The 22,102-nt window shown below is 70.2% G+C and carries 23 protein-coding genes; 10 read left to right on the plus strand and 13 right to left on the minus strand.

The window, feature by feature from the left end; genetic code table 11:
- The gene (locus tag KAH28_RS13175; RefSeq protein WP_290577351.1) at positions 1-777 is read right to left on the minus strand and encodes a carboxymuconolactone decarboxylase family protein; all 777 of its coding nucleotides are present in this window, start codon (positions 775-777) and stop codon (positions 1-3) included.
- Positions 778-948: 171 nt separating this feature from the next.
- Complete coding sequence (locus tag KAH28_RS13180; protein WP_290577353.1) at positions 949-1,842, minus strand: LysR family transcriptional regulator; 894 nt, start codon at positions 1,840-1,842, stop codon at positions 949-951.
- A gap of 96 nt (positions 1,843-1,938) precedes the next feature.
- On the opposite strand from KAH28_RS13180, the gene KAH28_RS13185 reads away from it, so the two are divergent.
- The 8 genes from KAH28_RS13185 to KAH28_RS13220 all read left to right on the plus strand — a co-directional run bounded on the left by KAH28_RS13185 (position 1,939) and on the right by KAH28_RS13220 (position 8,239).
- Positions 1,939-2,607, plus strand: a complete 669-nt coding sequence (locus tag KAH28_RS13185; RefSeq protein WP_290577355.1) for an NAD(P)-binding domain-containing protein — start codon at positions 1,939-1,941, stop codon at positions 2,605-2,607.
- Positions 2,608-2,781: 174 nt separating this feature from the next.
- Positions 2,782-3,468, plus strand: a complete 687-nt coding sequence (locus tag KAH28_RS13190; protein WP_366918191.1) for a dihydrofolate reductase family protein — start codon at positions 2,782-2,784, stop codon at positions 3,466-3,468.
- 43 nt (positions 3,469-3,511) lie between these two features.
- A complete protein-coding gene (locus KAH28_RS13195; RefSeq protein WP_290577359.1) occupies positions 3,512-3,988 on the plus strand; it encodes a cupin domain-containing protein in 477 nt (158 codons plus the stop codon).
- Positions 3,985-4,395 carry a cyclophilin-like fold protein gene (locus KAH28_RS13200; RefSeq protein ID WP_290577361.1) on the plus strand — a complete coding sequence of 137 codons (411 nt, stop codon included), beginning with the start codon at positions 3,985-3,987 and terminating at the stop codon, positions 4,393-4,395. The genes KAH28_RS13195 and KAH28_RS13200 overlap by 4 nt, the downstream gene beginning before the upstream one ends.
- A 75-nt stretch (positions 4,396-4,470) precedes the next feature.
- Positions 4,471-5,217, plus strand: a complete 747-nt coding sequence (locus KAH28_RS13205) for an SDR family oxidoreductase (protein ID WP_290577362.1) — start codon at positions 4,471-4,473, stop codon at positions 5,215-5,217.
- 74 nt (positions 5,218-5,291) lie between these two features.
- Positions 5,292-5,708 carry a cupin domain-containing protein gene (locus tag KAH28_RS13210; protein ID WP_290577364.1) on the plus strand — a complete coding sequence of 139 codons (417 nt, stop codon included), beginning with the start codon at positions 5,292-5,294 and terminating at the stop codon, positions 5,706-5,708.
- Positions 5,709-5,848: 140 nt separating this feature from the next.
- The gene (locus KAH28_RS13215; protein WP_290577366.1) at positions 5,849-6,988 is read left to right on the plus strand and encodes a low temperature requirement protein A; all 1,140 of its coding nucleotides are present in this window, start codon (positions 5,849-5,851) and stop codon (positions 6,986-6,988) included.
- 45 nt (positions 6,989-7,033) lie between these two features.
- Complete coding sequence (locus KAH28_RS13220) at positions 7,034-8,239, plus strand: low temperature requirement protein A (RefSeq protein WP_290577369.1); 1,206 nt, start codon at positions 7,034-7,036, stop codon at positions 8,237-8,239.
- Between the two features lie 25 nt (positions 8,240-8,264).
- Here the strand turns inward: KAH28_RS13220 and KAH28_RS13225 are convergent, their stop codons facing one another.
- Entirely contained in the window at positions 8,265-9,110 is an 846-nt protein-coding gene (locus KAH28_RS13225; RefSeq protein ID WP_290577371.1) for an AraC family transcriptional regulator, read from the minus strand.
- Between the two features lie 110 nt (positions 9,111-9,220).
- Between KAH28_RS13225 and KAH28_RS13230 the strand changes: the two genes are divergently transcribed.
- Together KAH28_RS13230 and KAH28_RS13235 are read left to right on the plus strand one after the other, a co-directional pair.
- Positions 9,221-9,646, plus strand: a complete 426-nt coding sequence (locus tag KAH28_RS13230; protein ID WP_290577373.1) for an organic hydroperoxide resistance protein — start codon at positions 9,221-9,223, stop codon at positions 9,644-9,646.
- A gap of 37 nt (positions 9,647-9,683) precedes the next feature.
- Complete coding sequence (locus tag KAH28_RS13235; RefSeq protein ID WP_290577375.1) at positions 9,684-10,697, plus strand: alpha/beta hydrolase; 1,014 nt, start codon at positions 9,684-9,686, stop codon at positions 10,695-10,697.
- A gap of 84 nt (positions 10,698-10,781) precedes the next feature.
- On the opposite strand, the gene KAH28_RS13240 is transcribed toward KAH28_RS13235, so the two are convergent.
- The 10 genes from KAH28_RS13240 to KAH28_RS13285 all read right to left on the minus strand — a co-directional run bounded on the left by KAH28_RS13240 (position 10,782) and on the right by KAH28_RS13285 (position 22,101).
- Positions 10,782-12,149 carry a wax ester/triacylglycerol synthase family O-acyltransferase gene (locus KAH28_RS13240; RefSeq protein ID WP_290577377.1) on the minus strand — a complete coding sequence of 456 codons (1,368 nt, stop codon included), beginning with the start codon at positions 12,147-12,149 and terminating at the stop codon, positions 10,782-10,784.
- 120 nt (positions 12,150-12,269) lie between these two features.
- Positions 12,270-13,364 carry a PPC domain-containing protein gene (locus tag KAH28_RS13245; RefSeq protein ID WP_290577379.1) on the minus strand — a complete coding sequence of 365 codons (1,095 nt, stop codon included), beginning with the start codon at positions 13,362-13,364 and terminating at the stop codon, positions 12,270-12,272.
- 110 nt (positions 13,365-13,474) lie between these two features.
- Entirely contained in the window at positions 13,475-14,116 is a 642-nt protein-coding gene (locus KAH28_RS13250; RefSeq protein ID WP_290577381.1) for a cupin domain-containing protein, read from the minus strand.
- A 7-nt stretch (positions 14,117-14,123) separates the two neighbouring features.
- A complete protein-coding gene (locus KAH28_RS13255) occupies positions 14,124-15,452 on the minus strand; it encodes an FMN-binding glutamate synthase family protein (RefSeq protein ID WP_290577383.1) in 1,329 nt (442 codons plus the stop codon).
- On the minus strand, positions 15,445-16,098 hold the full coding sequence (locus KAH28_RS13260) for a hypothetical protein (protein ID WP_366918197.1): 654 nt from the start codon (positions 16,096-16,098) through the stop codon (positions 15,445-15,447). Before KAH28_RS13260 ends, KAH28_RS13255 begins: the two co-directional genes overlap by 8 nt.
- Positions 16,099-16,142: 44 nt before the next feature.
- Positions 16,143-17,078 (minus strand): glutamine amidotransferase family protein, encoded by a 936-nt coding sequence (locus KAH28_RS13265; protein WP_290577387.1) that lies wholly within the window; start codon positions 17,076-17,078, stop codon positions 16,143-16,145.
- 30 nt (positions 17,079-17,108) lie between these two features.
- Positions 17,109-18,443, minus strand: a complete 1,335-nt coding sequence (glnT, locus tag KAH28_RS13270) for a type III glutamate--ammonia ligase (protein ID WP_290577389.1) — start codon at positions 18,441-18,443, stop codon at positions 17,109-17,111.
- 16 nt (positions 18,444-18,459) lie between these two features.
- Entirely contained in the window at positions 18,460-18,951 is a 492-nt protein-coding gene (locus KAH28_RS13275; protein WP_290577391.1) for a hypothetical protein, read from the minus strand.
- The gene (locus tag KAH28_RS13280) at positions 18,948-21,848 is read right to left on the minus strand and encodes a glycine cleavage T C-terminal barrel domain-containing protein (RefSeq protein WP_290577394.1); all 2,901 of its coding nucleotides are present in this window, start codon (positions 21,846-21,848) and stop codon (positions 18,948-18,950) included. The genes KAH28_RS13275 and KAH28_RS13280 overlap by 4 nt, the downstream gene beginning before the upstream one ends.
- Positions 21,829-22,101 carry a sarcosine oxidase subunit delta gene (locus KAH28_RS13285; protein WP_290577396.1) on the minus strand — a complete coding sequence of 91 codons (273 nt, stop codon included), beginning with the start codon at positions 22,099-22,101 and terminating at the stop codon, positions 21,829-21,831. The genes KAH28_RS13280 and KAH28_RS13285 overlap by 20 nt, the downstream gene beginning before the upstream one ends.
- Position 22,102: the final 1 nt, after the last annotated feature.

The raw sequence follows: 22,102 nt of genomic DNA on the forward strand, positions 1-22,102 counted from the left end.
CTAGCCGTCGTGGTCATCGCGCTGCGCGAAGACCTTCTTTGCCACCGGCATGGCCGAGAACACGTTGGGCCAGCCGGCGTAGAACGCAAGATGCGACAGCGTGGCCGACGCCTCATCCTTCGTCAGCCCGTTGTCCATCGCACGATTGAGGTGGAACGGAATCTGCGCCACGTGACCCGCCGCGATCAGCGCCGATACCGTCACCAGACTGCGGTCACGCGGCGCGAGCCCCGGACGCAGCCAGAGATCGCGGAAGAGCAGCGACTCGGTGTTGTCCACCACCCCCTGCGACACCGCGCCGTAGGTGCTTTGCACATGCTTCTGGCGCGCGGCCTCGGCCTCCTTGTCGAGCGGCAGCATCTCCTCCGGCTCTGCGGCAGGCAGGTCACCGGATGCGATGTCCCGCTCCGCGAACACCGGGGCTGCAGCATCGACCGCGGCCATGGCGTTCTGCCAGCCGGCATAGAAGGCGAGATGGGTGATGGTCTCGGAGATTTCGGCAGCCGCCACGCCGCTGTCGAGGGCGGTGCGGATGTACCCGCCGAGACCGTCGGACTGATGGCGGGCGATCAGCGCGGCGATGGTGACCAGCGCGCGGTCGCGTGCCGACAGGGCGTCGTCCGCCCATTCCCGCCCGGATAGTGCTTCGACCGCGTAGCGTTCAAGCGCTGGCGACACCGCGGACACCCGTTCCGCATCGATGGGCACGGGCTGCTGCGCCACGGCCGGCGTTGCGGCAATCACGAAGGTGATCGCCGCCGGGAGCACTGCGCGCATGGGACCTCCTGCTTCACTGTCCGGTGATCGAGTTGCCGGGACCGCGCGGACGGCACCCGACCGCGACAGCGTATGGCCGCTACCCGGCGCGAACCATCGCCGGAGTGCCATAAGAGAAATGAGGCAGGCTCATCAATACGGGCTCGGGCGCCCGCACTGCAAGGGGCGCCGTCACTCCGCGTAGCGCATCGCCTCGAGGATGACGTTGAAGGCCGGCGACGCGCGCCGGCGGTGCGGGTAATAGAGATAGTACCCGGGAAACGGCGGGCTCCAGTCCTCCAGCACCGATACCAGCCGCCCGGCGTCCAGATGGGCACGGACCATGTCCTCGGGCACGTAGCCGATGCCGTAGCCCTCCAGCGCGGCGTCGACGACGGCGTAGATGGTGTTGAAGGTGAGCTGCCCGTCCACGCGCACGCGCAATTCGCGGCCGTCCTTCTCGAATTCCCAGGCGTAGATGGCACCGTGCGTGGACAGGCGCAGGTTGATGCAGCGGTGCGCGGTCAATGCGTCAGGGGTGGCAGGCCGGTCGCGGCCGCGGAAGTAGTCCGGCGAAGCCACCGCCAGCATGCGGAAGTCCGGCCCCACGCGCATCGCGATCATGCCCTCCGCCACCTGCTCGCCGAGGCGCACGCCGGCATCGAACTTCTCGGCCACGATGTCGGTGAGGGCGTAGTCGGAGACAACTTCGAGCTTGAGGTCGGGATAGTGCTTCAGCACCGGCGCCAGGCGCGGCCAGATCACCATGTCGGCGGCGTGATCCGTGGCGGTGATGCGGATGGTGCCCACCGGCCGGTCGCGCATCTCCACCAGGGCCTGCAGCTCGTCCTCGATCTCCGCGAAGTGCGGCGCGATGCGTTCGAGCACGCGCTCGCCCTCGGCGGTCGGTCGCACCTGCCGCGTGGTGCGTGTCAGCAGCCGCATGCCCAGCCGCTCCTCCAGCCCGCGCACGGCATGGCTGAGTGCCGACTGCGAGACTCCGATCTGCGCCGCCGCTCGCGTGAAGCTGCCCACCCGCGCCACGACCACGAAGGACATCAGGTCGACGACATTCTCCCTCATCATTGATGAGCCTCCTTCATGACTGCTTGCCGAGGATAGGCGTTTCCGGTGCCATCGGAGCTGCTACGTTGCCGGATCCTTCACACGACGGGAGGCAGCATGCGGATCGGCATCCTCGGCTCGGGACGGATGGGCGGCACCCTCGGCAGCATCTGGGCGCGCGCCGGCCACGCCGTCACCTTCAGCTACAGCCGCAGCCCGGCCGGGCTCGAACGCCTCGCCCGCGAAGCCGGTGCACGCGCCGGCACCCCCGCGGAAGCGGTGCGCGGCGCCGACGCCGTGCTGCTGGCCGTGCACTGGTCGCGCATCGACGATGTGCTGACGCAGGCCGGCGACCTCGACGGACGCATCATCGTCAACTGCTGCGTACCGCTGGACGCCGCCGACCGCGAGCTGATCGTGGGTACCACGACATCGGGTGCCGAGCTGCTCGCCGAGCGGCTGCCCGGTGCACGCCTCGTCTCCGCCTTCAACACCGCGCCCAGCGAAGCGCTCGCGGCCCTGGCCCGCGGCTGGGGCAGCGCGCCGCCTCCGCACCTGCTGTACTACGGTGACGATGCCGAGGCGAAGACGGTCGCCGCCGGGCTCATCCGCGACGCCGGCTACCACCCGCTGGACGCCGGACCGCTGCGCACGGCGCGCTTCGCGGAGCCCTTCGCGATGGTTACCGCGGTGCTTGCCTACGAGCAGCCCGGCGGGCCGGCGCTCGTCTACCGCTTCGACCGGCTTGGCGGGGAAGCGGAGGAGACTGATGAACCCCATTCATAACTCCCAGAAAACCACCCTGATTTATTCACGTTTCCCTGCGGCGTAACGTGCGCTGCGTAGCGCTGCCGTCCGCCGGCAGGAACAACGGGGGCACCGCAAGCGCCGCTGCCGCGCCTGCGCTGCCCCGCAACCCCGATCACGCGAGGCCCCATGCGTCCCAGGATCACCTGTCACATGATCACGTCGCTCGACGGCCGGCTGCACCCCGATCGCTGGTCGGACCCGGCGGGCGGGCGCGTGGCCGATCTCATCGACGCGCACTACGACGCCACCGCCGAGCGGCTGGGCGTCGAGGGCTGGATCGTCGGGCGCCGGACCATGGGCGAGTTCCTCGATCAGGAGCCCTCGCCCCGCCTGCTGGGCGAGCCCCGTGAGCGGCCACCGCATCTGGTGGACGCCGCGGGCAGCGACCTGGCGGTGGCCATCGACCCCTCGGGTCGCCTCCGGCACGCCGGCGGCGCCATCGACGGCGACCACGCCGTGGCCGTGCTCTCGGAGCGCGTCACCGACGACTACCTGGCGCGGCTCCGCGAATGCGGGGTCTCGTATGTGTTCGCCGGCCCGCACGGGGACGATCTCGCCACGGCCATGGCCGCCATCGGTGAGGGCTTCGGCGTCGCGCACCTGGCGCTGGAGGGCGGCGGCATCACCAACGGCGCGTTCCTCGCGGCCGGGCTCATCGACGCCACCAGCACGCTGATCTGCCCGACCCTCGATGGCCGCGCGGGCATCGCCAGCATCTTCGACCACGCCGGGCCAGGGGACAGCGCGCCGTCGGCGCGCCAGCACCTGCGGCTGACCGCCTGCGAGACGCTGGAAGGCGGCGTGATCTGGCTGCGTCACGACATCGCGCACGGCTGAACCCCATCCGGCGCATCAGGCAACCACCGAAACGGAGATTCCCATGCAATCGCTGATCACCACACTGGCCGCCGCCGCAGCGCTCGCCTTCTCCGCAAGCGCCCTGGCCGAGGGCATGCAGGTCTCGAAGAACGGCAGCCGTGACGGCATGCTGGCGCCGGACGCGCACTTCACCGGCACGGCCTACGTCCAGATGCTCTTCGACGCCGAGGGCGCCGCGCGCTCGAACGGTGCCTCGGTGACCTTCCTGCCCGGCGCGCGCTCGAACTGGCACACCCATCCGGGCGGCCAGGTGCTGATCGTCACCGACGGCACCGGCTGGGTGCAGGAAGCGGGCGGCGAGCGCGTCGTGATGCAGCCGGGCGACGTCATCGTGACGCCGCCGGGCGTGAAGCACTGGCACGGCGCCACCGCGACCACCGCGGTCACCCACCACGCCATCCAGCAGTTCGCCGACGGCAGCAACGTCGTCTGGCAGGAGGCCGTGACCGACGCCCAGTACGCGGGCGACGCGGAATGACGCCGAGCGGCCACGACGCCGACGCTGCCACCGCGGCCGCGCGCGATCCGCGCATCCGCATCGTCGTCGCCGGCACGGTGCTGCCGGCGACGCTGGCGGACAGCGCTGCCGCGCGCGCCTTCGCGGCCATGCTGCCGCTGGATTGCAGCCTCGCCGACTTCCACGCCACCGAGAAGATCGCCGACCTGCCCGCCCGCCTGCCGACCGACGACGCGCCGCACGGCGTCGATGCGGCGAGCGGGGACATCGCCTACTACGCCCCGTGGGGGAACCTGGCGCTGTTCTACCGCGACTTCGGCCACGCCCGCGGGCTGGTCCGGCTCGGGCGGATCACGGGCGACGTCGCGGTGCTGGCTTCGCCGGGGCCGCTGCCGGCGCGCATCGAGCGGGTCACGCCCGCCGACTGAGTTCAACCGGCGCGGACGGCGTCAAGACGCCGCCCGCGTCCACCCACCCATGCACCCAAGCAAGGAGTCCACCCAATGACTGACAACATCCAGGGCAAGGTCGTCGTGATCACCGGCGCCAGCAGCGGCAACGGCGAAGCCACCGCGCGCCATCTCGCCGAGCGCGGCGCCATCGTCGTGCTCGGCGCGCGTCGCAAGGAGCGCATCGAGAAGCTGGCCGCCGACCTGACCGCGGCAGGCCACAAGGCCATGGCCATCGAGACCGATGTCACCGACCGCGAGCAGGTCAGCCGGCTGGTCGACACCGCGGTGGAAAGCTTCGGCAGGATCGATGTCCTGCTCAACAATGCCGGCCTGATGCCGCTCGCGCCGATGGAGCGCCGCAAGGTCGATGAGTGGGACACCATGATCGACGTCAATCTCAAGGGCACGCTCTACGGGATTGCCGCCGCGCTGCCGCACATGCAGGCAAAGAAGTCCGGGCACATCATCAACGTCTCCTCGGTGTACGGGCACAAGCTCGGGCCCGACGCCACGGTGTACTGCGCCACCAAGTTCGGCGTTCGCGCGCTGTCCGAGGGCCTGCGGCAGGAGATGACGCCGTACAACATCCGCACCACCGTGATCTCGCCCGGCGCGGTGGCCACGGAACTGCTCGACCGCATAGGCGAACAGGACATCCGCGAGCAGACCCAGGACTTCGTCAGCAAGATCGCCATCCCCGCCGAGAGCTTCGCGCGGATGGTGGCCTTCGCCGTCAACGAGCCCGAGGACGTCGACGTCAACGAGATCCTGTTCCGCCCCACCGCGCAGCCCATCTGAAGCCGGCGCCTCGCTGCGGGCGCGGGCCCGGTGCCCGCGCCCGCCACATCCCCTTTCAATCCAGGAGGTCCGCCATGCATGCCATCCACCGCAACGGCTCGCGACCGTCCAGCAAGGGCCCGGCCGAGTGTTTCAGCGGCGAGGTGCGCATCGACCCGCTGTTCCAGTCGGCGGAGCCGGCGCGCGCGTCCGGTGCCAGTGTCACCTTCGAGCCCGGTGCCCGTACCGCCTGGCACACCCACCCGCTCGGCCAGACCCTGATCGTCACCGCCGGCTGCGGGCTGGTGCAGTGCGAGGGTGAAGCCGCGCAGGTCGTCCGACCCGGCGACGTCGTGCAGTGCCCGCCCAACGAGAAGCACTGGCACGGCGCCATGCCGGAAACCGCGATGACCCATATCGCCGTGCAGGAAGCGCTCGATGGCAAGGTCGTCGAGTGGATGGAGAAGGTCACCGACGCCGACTACCGCGCTGCCACGGACACGCTGACGTGATCGTCGCTCGCCAGGGTCGCTGCACCCCGGCGGCAACCCGCAACGGGCATCGAACGGCGCACGAAACCGGCACCGACTGAAGGCCCGCCACCATGCCCCGCAGCGGCACGTCGCGGTGCCCCGTTGTCTATCATCGGCGCATGGGCCTATTGCGTTTCGCACCTCAGCCCGCGCAGGCATCGCATCGCGGCACGACCCCGCTCGAGCTGCTGTTCGATCTGGCCGCGGTGGTCGCGATCGGGGCGGCCGCACGCGGCCTGGCGCTCGGCATCGCGGATGGAAACGGCGGCGCCGCGACGGTCGCGTTCCTGTGCAGCTTCTTCATGGTGTGGTGGGCCTGGATGAACTTCACCTGGTTCGCCTCGGCCTACGACGACGATTCGACGACGTTCCGCATCCTGAGCATGGCGATGATGTTCGGCGCGCTGATGCTGGCCGCGGGTGTCGAAGCGGTCTTTGCACGCGAACCCATCTGGTTGGCCTTGTCCGGATTCATCGTCATGCGTCTCGCCCTGACGCTGATGTGGTGCGCCGTGGCGCGCGGCGACCCGGATCGCCGCACGACCGCACTGTGCTACGCCTGCGGCATCATCGGGATGCAGGGGTACTGGATCGCGCTGGTGGCGATTGCCGCACCCGGATCGTTCTGGTACACGCCGCTCTTCGCGCTCGGGGTCGCGGGCGAACTGGCGGTGCCCGCGGTCGCGGAGCGCCGGGGTCCGACACCGTGGCACCGGCACCATATCGCCGCACGCTACGGGCGCCTGAACCTGATCGTTCTCGGGCAGGCCTTCCTCGCGGTGGTGACGGCCATCGAGCTGGCACCAGGCGCCGCATTCCCGCATGCCGGGCGACTGGCACAGGCCGCATCCTTCGCCATCGTCGCGTTCGCGATGTGGAGCCTCTACTTTCCGGGCGATGCGCGACCGCCCGGCGACCGCCTCGGGCGGGCACTGCTCTGGGGCTACGGGCATTTCGCGGTATTCGGCGCCGCCGCTGCCGCCGGCGCGGGCATGCAGGCGATCCTCCTGCCCGGCAGTGGTGCCGGCCGGGCCGGTACGCTCGTGATGGTGGCATCCGTGGCGGTGTACGTCGCCGCGCTCTGGCTCATCCGGGACCGCTATGCTCGGACGGGTACCGGCAGATGGCATGGGCTTGCCGTGGCGATGCTGGCGATCATCGCGATCGGCGACCCAGCGATGGCGCTGCCGGGAACCGCACTGACACTCGCCTGCCTCGCGACCGCCAATAGAAGGGCAGCCGAACGCGTGCCGGCGTGAGCGGCCCGAGGGGAGCGGGCACAAAGAGCAGTCGAGGGAGATCACATGGCAATGGATGACTTTCCGATCTGGCGGCGGCCGCGCCACTACATGGATGCGGGCGACGCCAACGACCACGTGCACTGGGTCGAGCTGTTCTTCGACCTGATCCATGTGGTGACCATCTTCATACTGGGCAACTACCTGTCCCACCACCTCGACTGGCAGGGCTTCTGGGTGTTCACCGGCCTGTTTCTGGCCATCTTCTACGCCTGGGCGGACAGCTCGGTCTACAACTCGCTGTACATCTCCACCGATATGCCGCATCGCGCGGTCATGGCGGTGCAGATCGTGACGATGATGGTGATCGCGGCATCGATCCCGGACGTCACCGGTGCGGCGTGGCCGTACTTCGCGCTGGGCTATGCGCTCAACCGCGCGCTGACCTCCCACCTCTACTGGCGGGCGCGCTGCGTCGGCGCCGAGTCGGGCGCGCTGGCACGCGAGCAGGGCCGCAACTTCTTCGTGCTGGCGGCTCTGTTCGCTGTTTCAGCCTTCCTGCCGCGGCCGCTGGCCTACTGGGTGTTCGGCGCCGGCGTCGTGCTGATCCAGCTGCAGTACATGCTGCCCGGCGTGGGGACGCTGCGCCACGAGCGCTTCGTGCCGCGACTGGGCCACATCTCGGAGCGCTTCGGCCTGCTCATGCTCATCCTGCTGGGCGAGGGCTTCTTCAAGCTGGTGCTGACCCTGACCGACAAGGGCATCGACAAGGTCGCGCCCGGCACGCTGTTCAACCTGGCGATGGGCGGACTGTCGCTGTTCGCGCTGGCCTGGATCTACTTTGACAGCGCCGGCAATGCGCAGCCGAAGCGCCGGACCAATCCGACCCTGCTGGCCTACTGGTTTGCCCACATCATCATCCTGTGGAGCGCCGTGATGGTGGGCGTGGCACTGGCCGGCGAGGTCTATGTGGGCTTCATGGAACCCTACCCGAGCGGCTACGGCGCCATCGGCACGGTCGGTCTCGCCACCTTCCTGACCGCGCTATGGGTGCTGCAGCGACTGGTCGCGGGGCGCGACATCACCTGCCGCTATCACAGCGGCGGCGTGCGCCTGTTCGGCATCGCGGTGGCGCTGATCGTGCTCGTCATCCACCCCGCCGTGCCGGCCATCATCGGCAATCTGTTGTGGGGCGTGGCGCTGTTCTCTCAGATCGGGGTGCCGCTGTATCGGGCCGTTCGGGACAAGCGCCAGCCGGCGCGCGCCTCCTGATCGAGCCTGCCGGCCGATCCGGCGCTCAGGCGGCACGAGCGCCGCGCTTCTGCCATTCGCGCGGTGACACCTGGCACTGCGCCTTGAAGGCGCGCGACAGCGCTGCTTCGCTGCCATAGCCCACTTCGGTCGCGATGACCTTCAGGGGTCGCCCCTGCTGCAGGGCCGCCTGCGCCAGACGGATACGCCAGGCCTGCAGGTAGGCCGCGGGCGTGATGCCCACGATGCCGTGGAAGGTGCTGGCGAACACGCTCCGCGACATGCCCGCGACACCGGCCAGGTCCTCCAGCGACCACCGTTCGGCCGGCTGCTCGTGCATGGCGACCATGGCCTTGCGCAGCCTGGGATGCGACAGGCCGGCCAGCATGCCGCTCTCCAGCTGCCCGGTTTCCATGAGGTGACGCAGCACCTGAATCAGCACCACCTCGAACAAGCGGTCGATCATCTCGCGGCGACCGCAGTTGTCGCTGGCGGCCTCGTCGAGAAGCAGTGACAGCGAATGGTCGACGCCGTCGATACCGGCCAGCGGCAGCACCACGACATCGGGCAGCGCACTGGCAATCGGATTCGCCGCGCCACCCTCGAAGTGCAGGTTCGCGCAGGTGGTGGTCGCGGGGTCGTCGCGATCCGAGACGAAGCGACGGGCCACCGGCCGCGGATAGAGCAGCAAAGTGGGCTCGTTGATCCTCAGCGGCCGGCCCGCGGCATGCACGACCTCCAGCAGTCCCGCGCGCACCAGGTGCAACTGCCCGCCCTCGCCGCCGGCCTCGAAGCTGGCAACGCCGCAGATCGGGCCGGCGTGGAACATGCGCGCCCGCACCGGGAAATGCATCAGCAGGGCATCGAGACGATCGGTGCAGGCTTCGGTCATTTCCGTACTTTGGATCAAGTATTGAGTACGCAATGTATCTTTACGTGCAGCTCCTGTCGATAGAGTGGGTCCTGCCAACCGGCACACATCCACTCCCACAGGAGAATCCCATGTCGATCGAAAAGATCTTGTACCGGGCCCATGCGACCGCCAGCGGCGGCCGTGACGGCCGGGCCGAATCATCGGACGGAGCCTTGCAGGTCGGGCTGTCCACGCCGCGCGAGCTGGGCGGACCGGGCGGGCCGGGCACCAATCCCGAGCAACTCTTCGCCGCGGGCTACTCGGCCTGCTTCCTCAGTGCCCTCAAGTTCGTCGCCGGCAAGGAGAAGGTCGCGCTGCCGGCGGACGCGCGGGTTTCCGGCGCGGTGGGCATCGGCGCCCTTCCGACCGGCTTCGGCATCGAGGTCGATCTCGAGATCTCCCTGCCCGGCCTGGATCGCGAGCAGGCGCAGGCCCTCGTCCACAAGGCGCATGTCGTCTGCCCGTACTCCAACGCCACGCGCAACAACATCGACGTGCGGCTCACGCTCGTCTGACGCGGCACCTACAGCACACGCCACCAGGAGAAATACCATGAATCTCAAGTCCACACTGATCACCGCCGCCGGCACCGCCCTCGTCGCCGGCTCGGCACTGGCAGCCGGCAGCCCAGGCGTCGAGCGCGGCACGCAGGCCTTTCTCGACACGCTGGCCGCCGCGGGCGGGCCACCACTCGAAAGCCTGTCGCCCGAGGAGGCCCGCTCGGTTCTCGTCGAGGCGCAGAAGGGCGCGACGCTGCCACCCGCGAAGGTCGAGGAGAAGACCATCCGCGTGGACGGCAAGGCGCTGACCCTCACGATCGTCAGGCCGGAAGATGCCAGGGGTGTGCTGCCCGCCTTCATGTTCTTCCACGGCGGCGGCTGGATCCTGGGCGACTACCCGACCCACGAGCGCTTCGTGCGGGATCTGGTGGTCGACTCGGGGGCTGCAGCGGTCTTCGTCAACTACACGCCGTCGCCGGAGGCACGCTACCCGGTGGCCATCAACGAGGCCTACGCGGCGACCAGATGGGTGGCGGAGAATGGCGCACAGATTCGCGTCGACGGCAGCCGCCTCGCGGTGGTCGGCAACAGCGTCGGCGGCAACATGGCGACGGTGGTGGCGCTGATGGCCAGGCAGAACGGCGGCCCCGCGCTGCGCGGTCAGGTGCTGTTCTGGCCGGTCACCAATGCCAGCTTCGAGAACGCCTCCTACGACCGCTTTGCCGAAGGCCACTTCCTGACGCGCCCGTTGATGCGGTGGTTCTGGGACGCCTACACCACCGATCCGGCCGAGCGTCGGGAGATCCTCGCGTCGCCGCTGCTGGCGACGCCGGAGCAGCTCGCCGGCCTGCCGCCCGCGCTCATCATCACCGCGGAGCACGACGTTCTCCGCGACGAAGGCGAGGCCTACGGGCGAAAGCTGGACGAGGCCGGAGTGCCCACCGTGGTGACGCGCTACAACGGCATGATCCACGATTTCGGCCTGCTCAATGCACTGTCGACGCTGCCCGGCACGCGGGCAGCGCTGCATCAGGCCTCCGAGGAGATCAGGACGCGCCTGCAGTAACGCGGCGGTTGTGCGCAGCCGCTCCGAAGCCGGTGTGCTTCGGGGCGGCTTCGCGTCGGCGCGGGCGGAGCAAGCGCCCGCGTGCTACTGCGGATCGAGCTCGTCCAGCGCTTCCTCGAGATAGGTGAGCAGGTACTGCAGATGCGGCACGGTCTTGCGGCAGCCGATGAGGCCGAAGTCGATGGTGTCGTGCCGGCTGACCAGCGTGATGTTGAGCGCGATGCGGTTGATGATCAGCGATACCGGATACAGGCCCTCGAGCCGGCAGCCCTGCCAGTAGAGGTCGGTGCGCGGGCCGGGCACGTGCGAGATCACCACGTTGACGATGGTGCGCTCGCGCCCCAGGCCGGTGAGCAGGCTGACCACGCCGGGTGCGAACAGCATGCCCTCGTAGGCCAGCAGCTGGCTGCCGTTGAGCGACTTGAGAGCGCGCTTGTTGTAGTCCATGCAGGACTTGATCGAGCGCAGCCGTTCGACCGGATCGGCGATATGCGTGCCGAGGTGGCTGAGCGCAAAGGCGACCTCGTTGCCGCTGGTGCCGTCGTCGCGCCGGGTGGATACCGGCACCGCGGCGATCAGCGGCGTGGCCGGCAGGGCGTTGTTGTCCTGCAGGTACTTGCGCAGCGCCGAGCCGCACATCGCCAGGATGACGTCGTTGGAGGTCGCGCCGTGGTTGCGCGCGATGGCCTTGACCCGCGCGGTGGAATAGGACTGTGCGGCGAAGCGGCGCGAAGCGGTGATGCGGCCGTTGAGCAGCGTCTGCGGCGCCTGCAGACCGGTCACGCAGTCGGGATGTCCCTGGCGCTGATCGCGGCGCGTCTCGCGTAGCCGGTCGAGGATGGGCCAGACCCCGGCGGCGCCCTCGCGCGCCAGGGCACGGAAGGCGGTGACGCTGCGCGAGGTGGGATCGGGCACCGGCAGCGTGCGCGTGCGGCTGCGCCGAGTACGCACTTCCCAGGGCGGCGCGAGCTCCAGCGAGCCCTCACGATCCGGCGACATGGTCTTCATCAGCAGCCGGATGCCGGCAACGCCGTCGACCAGCGCGTGATGGATCTTCGAGTACAGCGCGATGCGCCCGTCCTCGAGCCCCTCGATCAGATAGATGCGCCACAGCGGATAGGCACGGTCGAGATGCGCGGCGTGCACGCGCGAGATCATCGCCAGCAGCTCGCGCATGCGCCCCGGCTTCGGCAGCGCAAGGTGCACGAAATGCTGCGCGATGTCGAAGTCCTCGGCATCCTCCCAGAAGCGGATGCCGGCGCGGCGGATCAGTCGCCGGTTGAACGGCGGCATGGCCTGCTGCGACTGGCGCATGCGCTCGGCGATGCGGTAGGCGAAATCGGGGGGCGCATCCGGTGGCGGCTGGAACAGGCAGAGCGCGCCCACGTGCAGCGGTTGCTGCCGCTGCTCCAGCAGCAGGAAGGCGTTGTCGACCGGGGAAAGCGGCTTCATCGATGGTCTCCTAGGGCACCGCCGTATGGTGGCAGCTTAATGCTTCCATCGCGTAACGAAGCAAGACCCGTACCGGGCGGGCGCTGCCGGCGACCGGGCCGCCGGCAGCGCGCACCGGGACTACCGCCGCACGCTGGCGTCGAAGCGCACCCCATCGAAGGCCGAGAAGCCGAACACCAGTGCCTGCCACTGACCGGCAGCGGGTGATTCGAGGAAGCAGACCTCCTCGTTGCCGACATTGGTGGACACGCAGTCGAACTGCGTCTCGCGGTTCGGCGATGCGGTATCGAAGACGATGCCCAGATCGGCATCGCCGCTGCCGGTCGTTCCCCCGGTCAGGGTCACCGTCAGCACATCCGCGCCATCGGGCACCACGAAGGGGATCACCCGCTCGGATGACTCGGCCCCGGCAAGATCCGGCACCGAGCGCACGACCTCGACCCGGGAGTCACCCAGGAACCCCACCGCCGAGAGACTGACGCCGCTGTAGTCGGTGAAGGCGGTCACGTCCACCAGGTAGGTGCCGGCCGCGGGACCGTCGAAACCGCACTGCTCGTCGCTGGTATCCGACTGCGACGCACAGGTGCGCCCGTCCGGTGCCTCGACGAAGAGGTCGGCATCGCCCTCGCCGCCCGACAGCGTGATCAGCAGGCTGGTGAGCCCGTCCGGCGCGTCGAAGTCGTAGAAGGCGGCATCACCCTCCGTGCCGGAGAGACCGGTGCGCTCCTGCAGCGCCAGCTGATCGAGCGCGCCGCGGCTGGCCACCACTTCGGCCGATACGCCGCTGTACGCGGAGAATCCCTGGATCTCCAGCGTCCACTGCCCGGACTCCGGACTGCGCAGCACGCAGGATTCGTCGCTCGTGAAGCTCAGCGACGAGCAGAAGCTCCCCGCCGGCCCCGTCACGAAGAGGTCGGCATCACCGCTGCCACCGGCCAGCGTGACCACCAGCGTGTCCACGTCGCCGGGCACCGTGAAGGTCAGCGTCCGCGAGCTTTCCTCGTCTCCCGAGAGACCGTCCTGTTCGAGCAGCACTTCCTCGGTGACATCACCGCCGGATGCCCCGCTGCCGACATCGACATTGATGATGTTGCCCTGGACGCTGTCGCGCCCGAGCTTGTTGAGCAGATTGTCGTCCCCGCCGCCGCCACCGCCGCATCCCGCAGCCATCAGCGCTGCGCACGACACCACACCCCACCACTTGCGTTCCGTCACGATCCCACCTCCCCGCTGATCCCCGATGGCGGCACCGCGCCGCCATGCGCCCGATCGAAAGCCTAGCGCCGCCGCGCGCCGTGCGCCTCCCCCTGAATGCGGTACACCGCTCAGTCCTCGTCGAACACCGTTACCGCGAGAAAGCGGATGGGCAGCTCGCGCAGGCGCTCTGGGCCGTGCGGCACGCGCGCATCGAAGGTGAAGGCATCGCCGGCGGCGAGCTCGTAGACGTGCTTGCCGTGGCGGTAGTCGATGCGGCCTTCCAGCAGATAGATGAACTGCGTGCCCTCGTGCTGGAAGGTCGGGAAGGCCTCGGCGGCGTCATCCATGGTGATGAGGAAGGGCTCGAAGGCGCGATGATGGCGGCTGGGATCGGTAAGCAGATGATAGGTATGGCCGCGGCGCGTGCCGCGGCGCACGACCTCCAGCCCCTCGCCGGCGCGCACCAGCTGGGCGCCGCCCTCCGGCGCGTCGTAGTCGCGGAACAGCTGCGACAGCGTCAGGCCCAGCGCGCCGGTCAATCGCGCCAGCGCATCGAGGCTGGTGGCCACCTGGCCGTTCTCGATCTTGCTGACCATGCCGGGGCTCAGACCGGCGAGCCCGGCGATCTCGGCGATGGTCAGCCCCTGACGGTTGCGCGACTGCCGCAGCACCGTGCCGATGTAGCGCTCGAGGGCATGATCGCGGTCGCTGTCCGTCTGGCGGGTGGCCAGGGTCTTGGGCAGGAAGTCGTCGGCGGGATCGCGCTGCATGCGGGGCTCAGAAGGACTGCACGCCGGGGATCCATTCGGTCCCGGCCAGCGGTACGCGCGCCATGGCGGCTGCCTCGATGGTCAGCGCCACCAGGTCCTCCGGCTCGAGGTTGCGGATGTGGGACTTGCCGCAGGCGCGGGCGATCGTCTGCGCCTCGGCGGTGAGCACGCGCAGATAGTTCGCCAGCCGCCGCCCACCGAGCTCGGGATCGAGCCGCGCCGCCAGCGCAGGGTCCTGCGTCGAGATGCCCGCCGGATCCTGCCCGGCGTGATAGTCGTCGTAGAAGCCGGCGGCCGAGCCGATGCGGTGATAGTCGGCGTCGCGCTGCGGATCGTTGCAGCCCAGCGCGATCAGCGCGGCGGTGCCGATGGACACCGCGTCGGCGCCCAGCGCCATGGCCTTGGCGACGTCGGCCCCGGTGCGGATTCCGCCCGATACCACGAGCTGGACCGTGCGGTGCATGTCCATCTCCTGCAGCGCCTGCACGGCCTGCGGGATGGCCGCCAGGATCGGGATGCCGACGTGCTCGATGAAGACTTCCTGGGTGGCAGCGGTGCCGCCCTGCATGCCGTCGAGCACCACCACGTCGGCGCCAGCCTTCACCGCCAGCTTCACGTCGTAGTAGGTGCGGCTGGCGCCGATCTTGATGTGGATCGGCTTCTCCCAGCCGGTGATCTCGCGCAGTTCCTCGATCTTGATGGCGAGATCGTCGGGCCCGGTCCAGTCCGGGTGCCGGCAGGCACTGCGCTGATCGATGCCCGCGGGCAGGGTGCGCATCGCCGCGATGCGGTCGCTGATCTTCTGGCCCATGAGGATGCCGCCGCCGCCCGGCTTCGCCCCCTGCCCCAGCACGACCTCGATGGCGTCGGCGGCGCGCAGGTGGTCCGGGTTCATGCCGTAGCGCGATGGCAGGTACTGATAGACCAGCCACTTGGAGTGCCCGCGCTCCTCGTCGGTCATGCCGCCGTCGCCGGTGGTGGTGCAGGTGCCGGCGGCCGAGGCGCCGCGGCCCAGCGCCTCCTTGGCCTGTGCCGACAGCGCGCCGAAGCTCATGCCGGCGATGGTCACCGGGATGTCCAGATGCAGCGGTCGGCTCGCGAAGCGATCGCCCAGCACGACGTCGGTGGCGCACTTCTCGCGATAACCCTCCAGCGGGTAGCGCGACATGCTCGCGCCCAGGAAGAGCAGGTCGTCGAAATGCGGCAGACGGCGCTTGGCGCCGAAGCCGCGGATGTCGTAGACGCCGGTGGTGGCGGCGCGCTGGATCTCGTGGATGGCGTGGCGGTCGAAGGTGTGCGACTCACGCAGCGTCCACGGGTCGGCGGGATCATGCATGGGAGTCTCCGGTGACGATGGCGGCGTCGTCGACCGCCACGTGATAGAGCCGGCGGGCCGAGCCGTAGCGCCGGAATTCGGCCGGCTGCGCGTCGACGCCGGCCGCGGCGATGAGCTCGGCGACATCGCGCAGGTGCTGGTCGCGCATCGGCTTCTCGATGCAGTCGGCGCCCAGCGACGCCACGCTGCCGCGCACGTAGATGCGCGCTTCGTAGAGCGAGTCGCCCAGCGCCTCGCCGGCATCGCCGCAGACCAGCAGCCGGCCGGCCTGCCCCATGAAGGCGCTCATGTGGCCGACGCTGCCGCCGACCACGATGTCGACGCCCTTCATCGAGATGCCGCAGCGCGCCGAGGCGTCGCCGTCGATGATCAGCAGCCCGCCGTGCGCGGTGGCGCCGGCCGACTGCGAGGCGTTGCCGCGCACGTGCACGCGGCCCGACATCATGTTCTCGGCCACCCCGACGCCCACCATGCCGTTGATGGTGACGCTGGCCTTCTGGTTCATGCCGGCGCAGTAGTAGCCGGCGTGGCCGTCGATGGTGACGTCGAGCGCGGCGTCCAGACCGCAGGCGATGGCATGGCGGCCGTCCGGATCGGTGATGCGCCACTGCATCCCGGTCGGCTCGCGGGCCTGGGCGTGGAGCATGGCGTTGAGCTGACGCACGCGGGTCTCGGCGAGGCTGACGGTCTTCACGAGCCGGTCTCCGCGAACGGAGCGGCTTCGGCGGCGCCGCGCTCCCAGACGTAGACCCGCGCCGGTTCCGGCTCCCAGACGCGCGCACCGGCGATGCCGGGCAGCTTCGCGAGCGCACGGTACTCCGATGCCATCGCCACGTACTCGGCGGTCTCGGCGAGCACCGCCGGCTTGCAGGCGATGGGATCGCGCAGCACCGCGAAGCCGTCGCGCGTGCCCACGGCGAAGGTGAAGAAGCCGTCGAGATCGTCGAGCGCGCCTTCCAGCGCCGCGGTGAGACTGTCGCCGCGGCGCAGCCGCCAGGTCAGGTAACCGGCCGCGACTTCGGAGTCGTTCTCGGTCTCGAAGCGCAGTCCCTCGCGCTGCAGGACGCTGCGCAGCCGGTTGTGGTTGGACAGCGAACCGTTGTGCACAAGGCACAGGTCGTGACCGGTGGTGAAGGGATGGCTGCCGGCCATGGTCACCGCGCTCTCGGTGGCCATGCGGGTGTGTCCGATAATGTGCGTGCCCTGCATGCCGGTGAGCCCGTAGCGCTCGGCGACCAGGCGCGGGTGGCCGACGCCCTTGAGGATCTCGATGCTGCGGCCGACGCTCATCAGCTGCGTGCCCGGGGCGTGGTGCACCAGCCATTGGCGCACGGCGTGCTCGTCGGCGGGCGTCCTGAAGACCGCCGCGCCGGCGTTGCGGAACCAGTCCAGCGAGGTGCCCAGGTCGCGCTCGAAGGCGCTCGCCAGCGCCTGCCAGTCGGTGGCGGCGTCCTCGTTCTGCAGCGTGTACTTGAGCATGCCCTCGCCGACCTCGTCGCCGTAGATGGCGAAGCCGGCGCTGTCCGGACCGCGCCCGCCCATGGCCAGCAGCATGGGCGCGAACAGCGCACCCAGTCGCGGCGCCAGCGCCGCGTCCTTGAGATAGAGCCCTACGATGCCGCACATGGTTCGCTCCGGTTGTGACTTTGCGGACGATCAGAAGTACTCGGCATAGCGCGCCACCTCCCAGTCCGAGACGTGGCGGCTGTACTCGATCCACTCGTCGCGCTTGATCGTGATGAACTCGTCGACCAGCTCGCGGCCGAGCGTGTCGGCGAAGAGCGGGTCGGCCTCCAGCGCCTGCAGCGCCTCGCTGAGGTTCTGCGGCAGGATGTCGATGCCCTGCTCGCGGCACTGCGCCGGCCCGAGGTCGTAGAGATTGATGTTGCGCGCCTGACCGGGATCGAGCTCGCGCTCGACGCCGTCGAGACCGGCCGCGATCAGCGACGCGGTCACCAGATAGGGATTGCAGCCGGCATCGGGCAGGCGGTACTCGAGATGGCCGTAGGGCACGCGCACCATGGCCGAGCGGTTGTTGTCGCCGTAGGTGACGTAGACCGGCGCCCAGGTCGCGCCCGAGGCCGAGCCGCCCACGACCAGCCGCTTGTAGGAGTTGACCGTGGGCGCGGCAAAGGCGCACAGCGCCGGCGCGTGCGCGAGCAGGCCGCCCAGGAAGTGGTAGGCGGTCTTCGACAGGCCCAGCCCCTGGGCATCCGCATCGTCGTGGAAGATCGCGTTGCCGTCCGCGTCGGTGATGGACATGTGGTAGTGCATGCCGTTGCCGGTCCGGCTCGACACCGGCTTGGGCATGAAGGAGCAGATCATGCCCAGCCGGTTGGCGATCTCGCCGGCCGCCATGCGCAGCAGCACGAAGCGGTCGGCCGAAGTCATGGCATCGGTGTACTTGTAGTTGACCTCGAACTGGCCGTTGGCGTCCTCGTGGTCGATCTGATAGATCTCGTAGCCGATCTGCTGCAGGTTGCCGACCAGCTGCTCGAGGAATTCGCGCGAGCGCGACAGGCCCTTGTAGTCGTAGCAGGGCTTGTCCAGCGTGTCGCTCTCGTCCACCGGCACCAGCCCGCCGTCGGCGCCGCGCTTGAGCAGGCAGAACTCCGGCTCCAGCCCGGTGTGGAAGGTCCAGCCGCGCTCGGCCAGCCGCGCGATCTGCCGCTGCAGGACGTAGCGCGAGTCGTAGGGATAGGGCTCGCCGTTGACGTAGCCGGTGCAGGCGATGCGCGCGTAGCCCGGCTGCCAGGGCACCGGCGTCAGCGTGTCGAGATCGCCGCGCGCCATGAAGTCGGGACCGTGCGGGCCCATGCCCAGCCCCCAGACCGCGAAGCCGGCGAAGCCGGCGCCCTCCTCCACCACGTCCATCAGGCAGTGGGCGGGCACGGACTTGGTCTTGGCGACCCCGTGAATGTCGACGAACTGGGCGAGCACGAAGCGGATCTCGTGCTCGGCGATCAGGCTCTCGATGTGAGGGGGCATCATGGCGGAACTCCTGTGGTCAGTTGTCGCGGGATTCGGCGCACGAGGCGGCGACCGTCTCGAGCGTGGTGGTCAGGTAGCGTCCATGGGACGGATCGCAGCCGATGAGCAGATCGGGCGGAGCGGCCCCGGGCGCCGGCGGCGCCCGGAAGAGCCACACCGCGATGCGCGCGAACCGGGTCATCAGCCAGCCGCCCTCGGCGAGCAGCGCCGGATCGAGCGCGCAGAGCTCGGCCATCAGGCCCGGCCAGCCGGCACCGGTGACCCGGAGCACGTGATCGGCGGCCGGGAAGGCCCAGGGCGGACCGTCGTCCGGCAGGACGGTGCCGCCGTCGTCGGCGAGCAGGAAGGCGGCCCGGCCGGTACGCGCCACGAAGCCGGACGGCGTGGCGAGCGCCTGCTGCTCGGCGTCCGGGCACGGCAGGCCGGCGCGCTGCAGCACCTCCGCCGCGCCGGGGCCGACGAGCTGCACGAGCCGGAGATCGTCGACGATGGCGATGCGCAGGCTCATGACATCACCGCCTTCGCTTCCGGCTTCTGGCGCAGCCCCTCGGGATCATAGAAGGGCGTCGGCACGCGCTCGGCCACCACCATGTCGTCCCCGTCGACGCGGATGTGCAGCAGCTCGTCGCTGTCGGCCAGTGCGGCGTCGACCATCGCCAGACCGATGGCACGGCCCAGTACGGCCGAGCGCGCGATGCTGGTCACGCGCCCCGCGATGGCGCCGTCGCGGATCACCAGATGGCACTCCTGCGGCAGCGGCGTGCGTGCGTCGGCGAACAGGGCGAATCCCACCAGCCGTCGCCTCGGCTGCTCCGCGAGCCGTGTCAGCGCCGGGCGCCCCTGGAAATGCGGCTTGTCCAGATGGACGGCGCGCCCCATGCCGACCTCGTAGGGATGGGTCAGCCCGTCGGTGTCCTGCCCGACGATCAGGTGGCCCTTCTCCAGCCGCAGCACGCGCTGTGCCTCCACGCCGCAGGGCGCCGCGCCACTCTCGACCAGCGCCTGCCACACGGCCGCGACGTGACGGGCGTCGAGATGGATCTCGTAGCCCAGCTCGCCGACGAAGCCCACCCGCACCAGCCGGGCCGGATGCCCGCACACGCGGCCGGTGCGGATGGCCTGGTAGCCGAAGGCGTCCTCGTCCAGCGCGAGATCGGTGAGCGGTGCCAGCAGCCGCCGCGCATTCGGGCCGGCGAGACTGATCGCCCCCATGCGCCCGGTGCGGTCGAGCAGGTGCACGTCGAGCGCGTGCTCCTGCGCCAGACGCGCCAGGGTCCGGAAGGTCGCCGCCGCGTGTCCGCTGGTGGCGGTGACGTAGAACTGCTGCGCACCGAGCCGGCCGACGATGCCGTCGTCGACGATCACCCCGGTGGTGTCGACCATCAGCGCGTAGCGCGAGCGCCCCGCGCGCAGGGTCGTCATGCGCAGCGTGTAGGCAGCGTCGAGCAGCCGCCCGGCATCGGGGCCCAGCACCTCGAACTTGCCGAGCGTGGACACGTCGATGACACCGGCATCGCGGCGCACTGCCGCCACTTCACCGGCGATCGCCACCGCGCGCTCGCCGGCGGCGCCGTACCACGCCGGTCGCAGCCAGTCGCCGGCCTCCAGAAACTGCGCACCGTGCGCGACGTGCGCATCGTGCAGCGGCGTCAGACGCTGCGGGCGCAGAAGGCGGCCGGCGAGGTCCTCCAGCCGTACCGGCTGCACCATCGGCCGCGCGGTGGTACTGCCGGTGGCGTCGATGTCCTCGCCGCGCCAGCGCGCCAGCACGCGGATGGCCGCCAGGTTGGAATGCTTGCCCTGGCTCGGTCCCATGCCGACGGTGGAGAAGCGCTTGAGCAGCTCGATGCTGTCGAAACCCTCGCGCGCGGCCTGCTCGAGATCCTTGAGCTGCACGTCCTCGTCGAGGTCGACGAAGTTGCGGCCGCGCGCGTGCCGCGCCACCGGCCACGCCGCGCCGTGCGCGCGCTGGTCGCGCGTGCTCGCCGGCTCCGGCGCGGGCCGCCCCTGCAGCACCGCGGTCAGTCGCCGCGCCGCGGCGATGCCGTCATCGCACTGCTGGGCGATGGTGAAGGCGCCGTTGACCCGGCCGGCGGGCACGACGGTGTCGGGCCAGTGCTCGGGCACCGGCATGGCCAGCGTGTCGTCGTAGCGGAAGCGCGCCCCGGCCTGTGCCAGCAGCGCGCCCGCCGGAGCCCAGCCCGCGCTCATCAGCACGCCGTCGCAGGCAATGCGCCGCGCATCGCGATCAACGCACTCGCCGGTCGCGTCCACCGGCGCCACCGTCACCGCCCGCACCCGCCGCGCGCCGTGGGCTTCGCGCACGGTGTGACCGCACAGCACCGGAACGCCCTCGCCGGCCAGACGCTGCGCGATCGCGGGATCGGAAGGCTCGGCGTGCATGTCGACCAGCGCCGCGATCGCGACACCCGCCGCGCGCATGTCGGCGGCCGCAACGTAGCCCTCCGCATTGGCGGTGAGCACGACGGCGCGCCGGCACGGAGCGACGCCGTAGCGATGGAGCAGGCGCTGCGCGCCGGAGGCGAGCATGACGCCGGGCCGGTCGTTGTTGCGGAACACCGCCGGCTGCTCGATGACGCCGGTCGCGACGATGATCCCGCGCGCACGCACCTTGACGATGCCGTCGGGCGTGGCCAGCGGCACGAAGTGATCGGCGTACGTGCCCAGCGCGGTGGCGCAGCAGCGCAGCGCGATGCGCCGATGCCCGCGCACCGCCGCGAGCAGGCGCGTGCGCCGCTGTCGCGCGGCATCGTCGTGCACCCACTGATAGTCGAAGCTGCCGCCCGGGTGCGGGTTCTCGTCGGCGAGCAGCACCGAGAATCCGGCCTCGGCCGCCACCAGCGCCGCGCTCAGGCCGGCGGGGCCGGCACCGACCACCAGGACGTCCGGATGCGCGAACCGCGATGGCCGGCGCTGCGGCATCCATTGCACCGACACGCGACCGAGGCCGGCGCGCTCCCGGATGACGCGCTCCCAGTACGGGAACAATGCGCGCGGTCGGTGGAAGGCCTTGTAGTAGAAGCCCACCGGCAGGAAGCGCCCGGCACGGTCGAGCCAGGCGTCGGCATCGTTGGCCAGCGTGCCGCGCACATTCACCGGATGCAGGGTCATGCCCTCGGTCACCGGCGTGATGTCACCGCGGATGTGGGTGTCGTCGGCCGAGCAGAACAGCGCATTGACGTCGTGATCGGCCATCGACCAGGCGCCGCGCGGGCGGTGGTACTTGAAGCTGCGGCCGAGCAGGTCGACGCCGCCCGCGAGCAGGGCCGCGGTAATGCAGTCGCCGGGATGCGCGCGACGGGTGCGCCCCTCGAAGCGGAAGGTCAGCTCGCGCGATCGGTCGATCCATTCCAGCGGACCGGGATCAGGCGTCCGGAAGGCCAACGGCCACCTCCTCCAGCGGCACGACCCGCTCGACGCGGTCCTCATGGGTGTCGCGGTCGACCACGTACCAGCGCCCGGTGGGCTCGTGGTACCACCACTCGCGCAGCCGGCGCGCGCCGCCGCTGCGGTGGAAGACGTGGGCGGCCACCGCCGCGGCGTCCGCGTCGGATGCCGGCACGGGCCGGTGCTCGCCGCCGTAGACGAACTCGTCCAGCGGGCGGGCGCCGATCACGGGCAGATCGAGCCACTTCACG

Source organism: Algiphilus sp. (genome assembly GCF_023145115.1).
In the GTDB taxonomy this organism is placed as follows: Bacteria; Pseudomonadota; Gammaproteobacteria; order Nevskiales; family Nevskiaceae; genus Algiphilus.

Coding starts and splice junctions, on each gene's coding strand:
- KAH28_RS13175 (WP_290577351.1), bottom strand. CDS start 777: ATGCGCGCAGTGCTCCCGGCGGCGATCACCTTCGTGATTGCCGCAACG.
- KAH28_RS13180 (WP_290577353.1), bottom strand. CDS start 1,842: ATGATGAGGGAGAATGTCGTCGACCTGATGTCCTTCGTGGTCGTGGCG.
- KAH28_RS13185 (WP_290577355.1), top strand. CDS start 1,939: ATGCGGATCGGCATCCTCGGCTCGGGACGGATGGGCGGCACCCTCGGC.
- KAH28_RS13190 (WP_366918191.1), top strand. CDS start 2,782: ATGATCACGTCGCTCGACGGCCGGCTGCACCCCGATCGCTGGTCGGAC.
- KAH28_RS13195 (WP_290577359.1), top strand. CDS start 3,512: ATGCAATCGCTGATCACCACACTGGCCGCCGCCGCAGCGCTCGCCTTC.
- KAH28_RS13200 (WP_290577361.1), top strand. CDS start 3,985: ATGACGCCGAGCGGCCACGACGCCGACGCTGCCACCGCGGCCGCGCGC.
- KAH28_RS13205 (WP_290577362.1), top strand. CDS start 4,471: ATGACTGACAACATCCAGGGCAAGGTCGTCGTGATCACCGGCGCCAGC.
- KAH28_RS13210 (WP_290577364.1), top strand. CDS start 5,292: ATGCATGCCATCCACCGCAACGGCTCGCGACCGTCCAGCAAGGGCCCG.
- KAH28_RS13215 (WP_290577366.1), top strand. CDS start 5,849: ATGGGCCTATTGCGTTTCGCACCTCAGCCCGCGCAGGCATCGCATCGC.
- KAH28_RS13220 (WP_290577369.1), top strand. CDS start 7,034: ATGGCAATGGATGACTTTCCGATCTGGCGGCGGCCGCGCCACTACATG.
- KAH28_RS13225 (WP_290577371.1), bottom strand. CDS start 9,110: ATGACCGAAGCCTGCACCGATCGTCTCGATGCCCTGCTGATGCATTTC.
- KAH28_RS13230 (WP_290577373.1), top strand. CDS start 9,221: ATGTCGATCGAAAAGATCTTGTACCGGGCCCATGCGACCGCCAGCGGC.
- KAH28_RS13235 (WP_290577375.1), top strand. CDS start 9,684: ATGAATCTCAAGTCCACACTGATCACCGCCGCCGGCACCGCCCTCGTC.
- KAH28_RS13240 (WP_290577377.1), bottom strand. CDS start 12,149: ATGAAGCCGCTTTCCCCGGTCGACAACGCCTTCCTGCTGCTGGAGCAG.
- KAH28_RS13250 (WP_290577381.1), bottom strand. CDS start 14,116: ATGCAGCGCGATCCCGCCGACGACTTCCTGCCCAAGACCCTGGCCACC.
- KAH28_RS13255 (WP_290577383.1), bottom strand. CDS start 15,452: ATGCATGATCCCGCCGACCCGTGGACGCTGCGTGAGTCGCACACCTTC.
- KAH28_RS13260 (WP_366918197.1), bottom strand. CDS start 16,098: ATGCTCCACGCCCAGGCCCGCGAGCCGACCGGGATGCAGTGGCGCATC.
- KAH28_RS13265 (WP_290577387.1), bottom strand. CDS start 17,078: ATGTGCGGCATCGTAGGGCTCTATCTCAAGGACGCGGCGCTGGCGCCG.
- glnT (WP_290577389.1), bottom strand. CDS start 18,443: ATGATGCCCCCTCACATCGAGAGCCTGATCGCCGAGCACGAGATCCGC.
- KAH28_RS13275 (WP_290577391.1), bottom strand. CDS start 18,951: ATGAGCCTGCGCATCGCCATCGTCGACGATCTCCGGCTCGTGCAGCTC.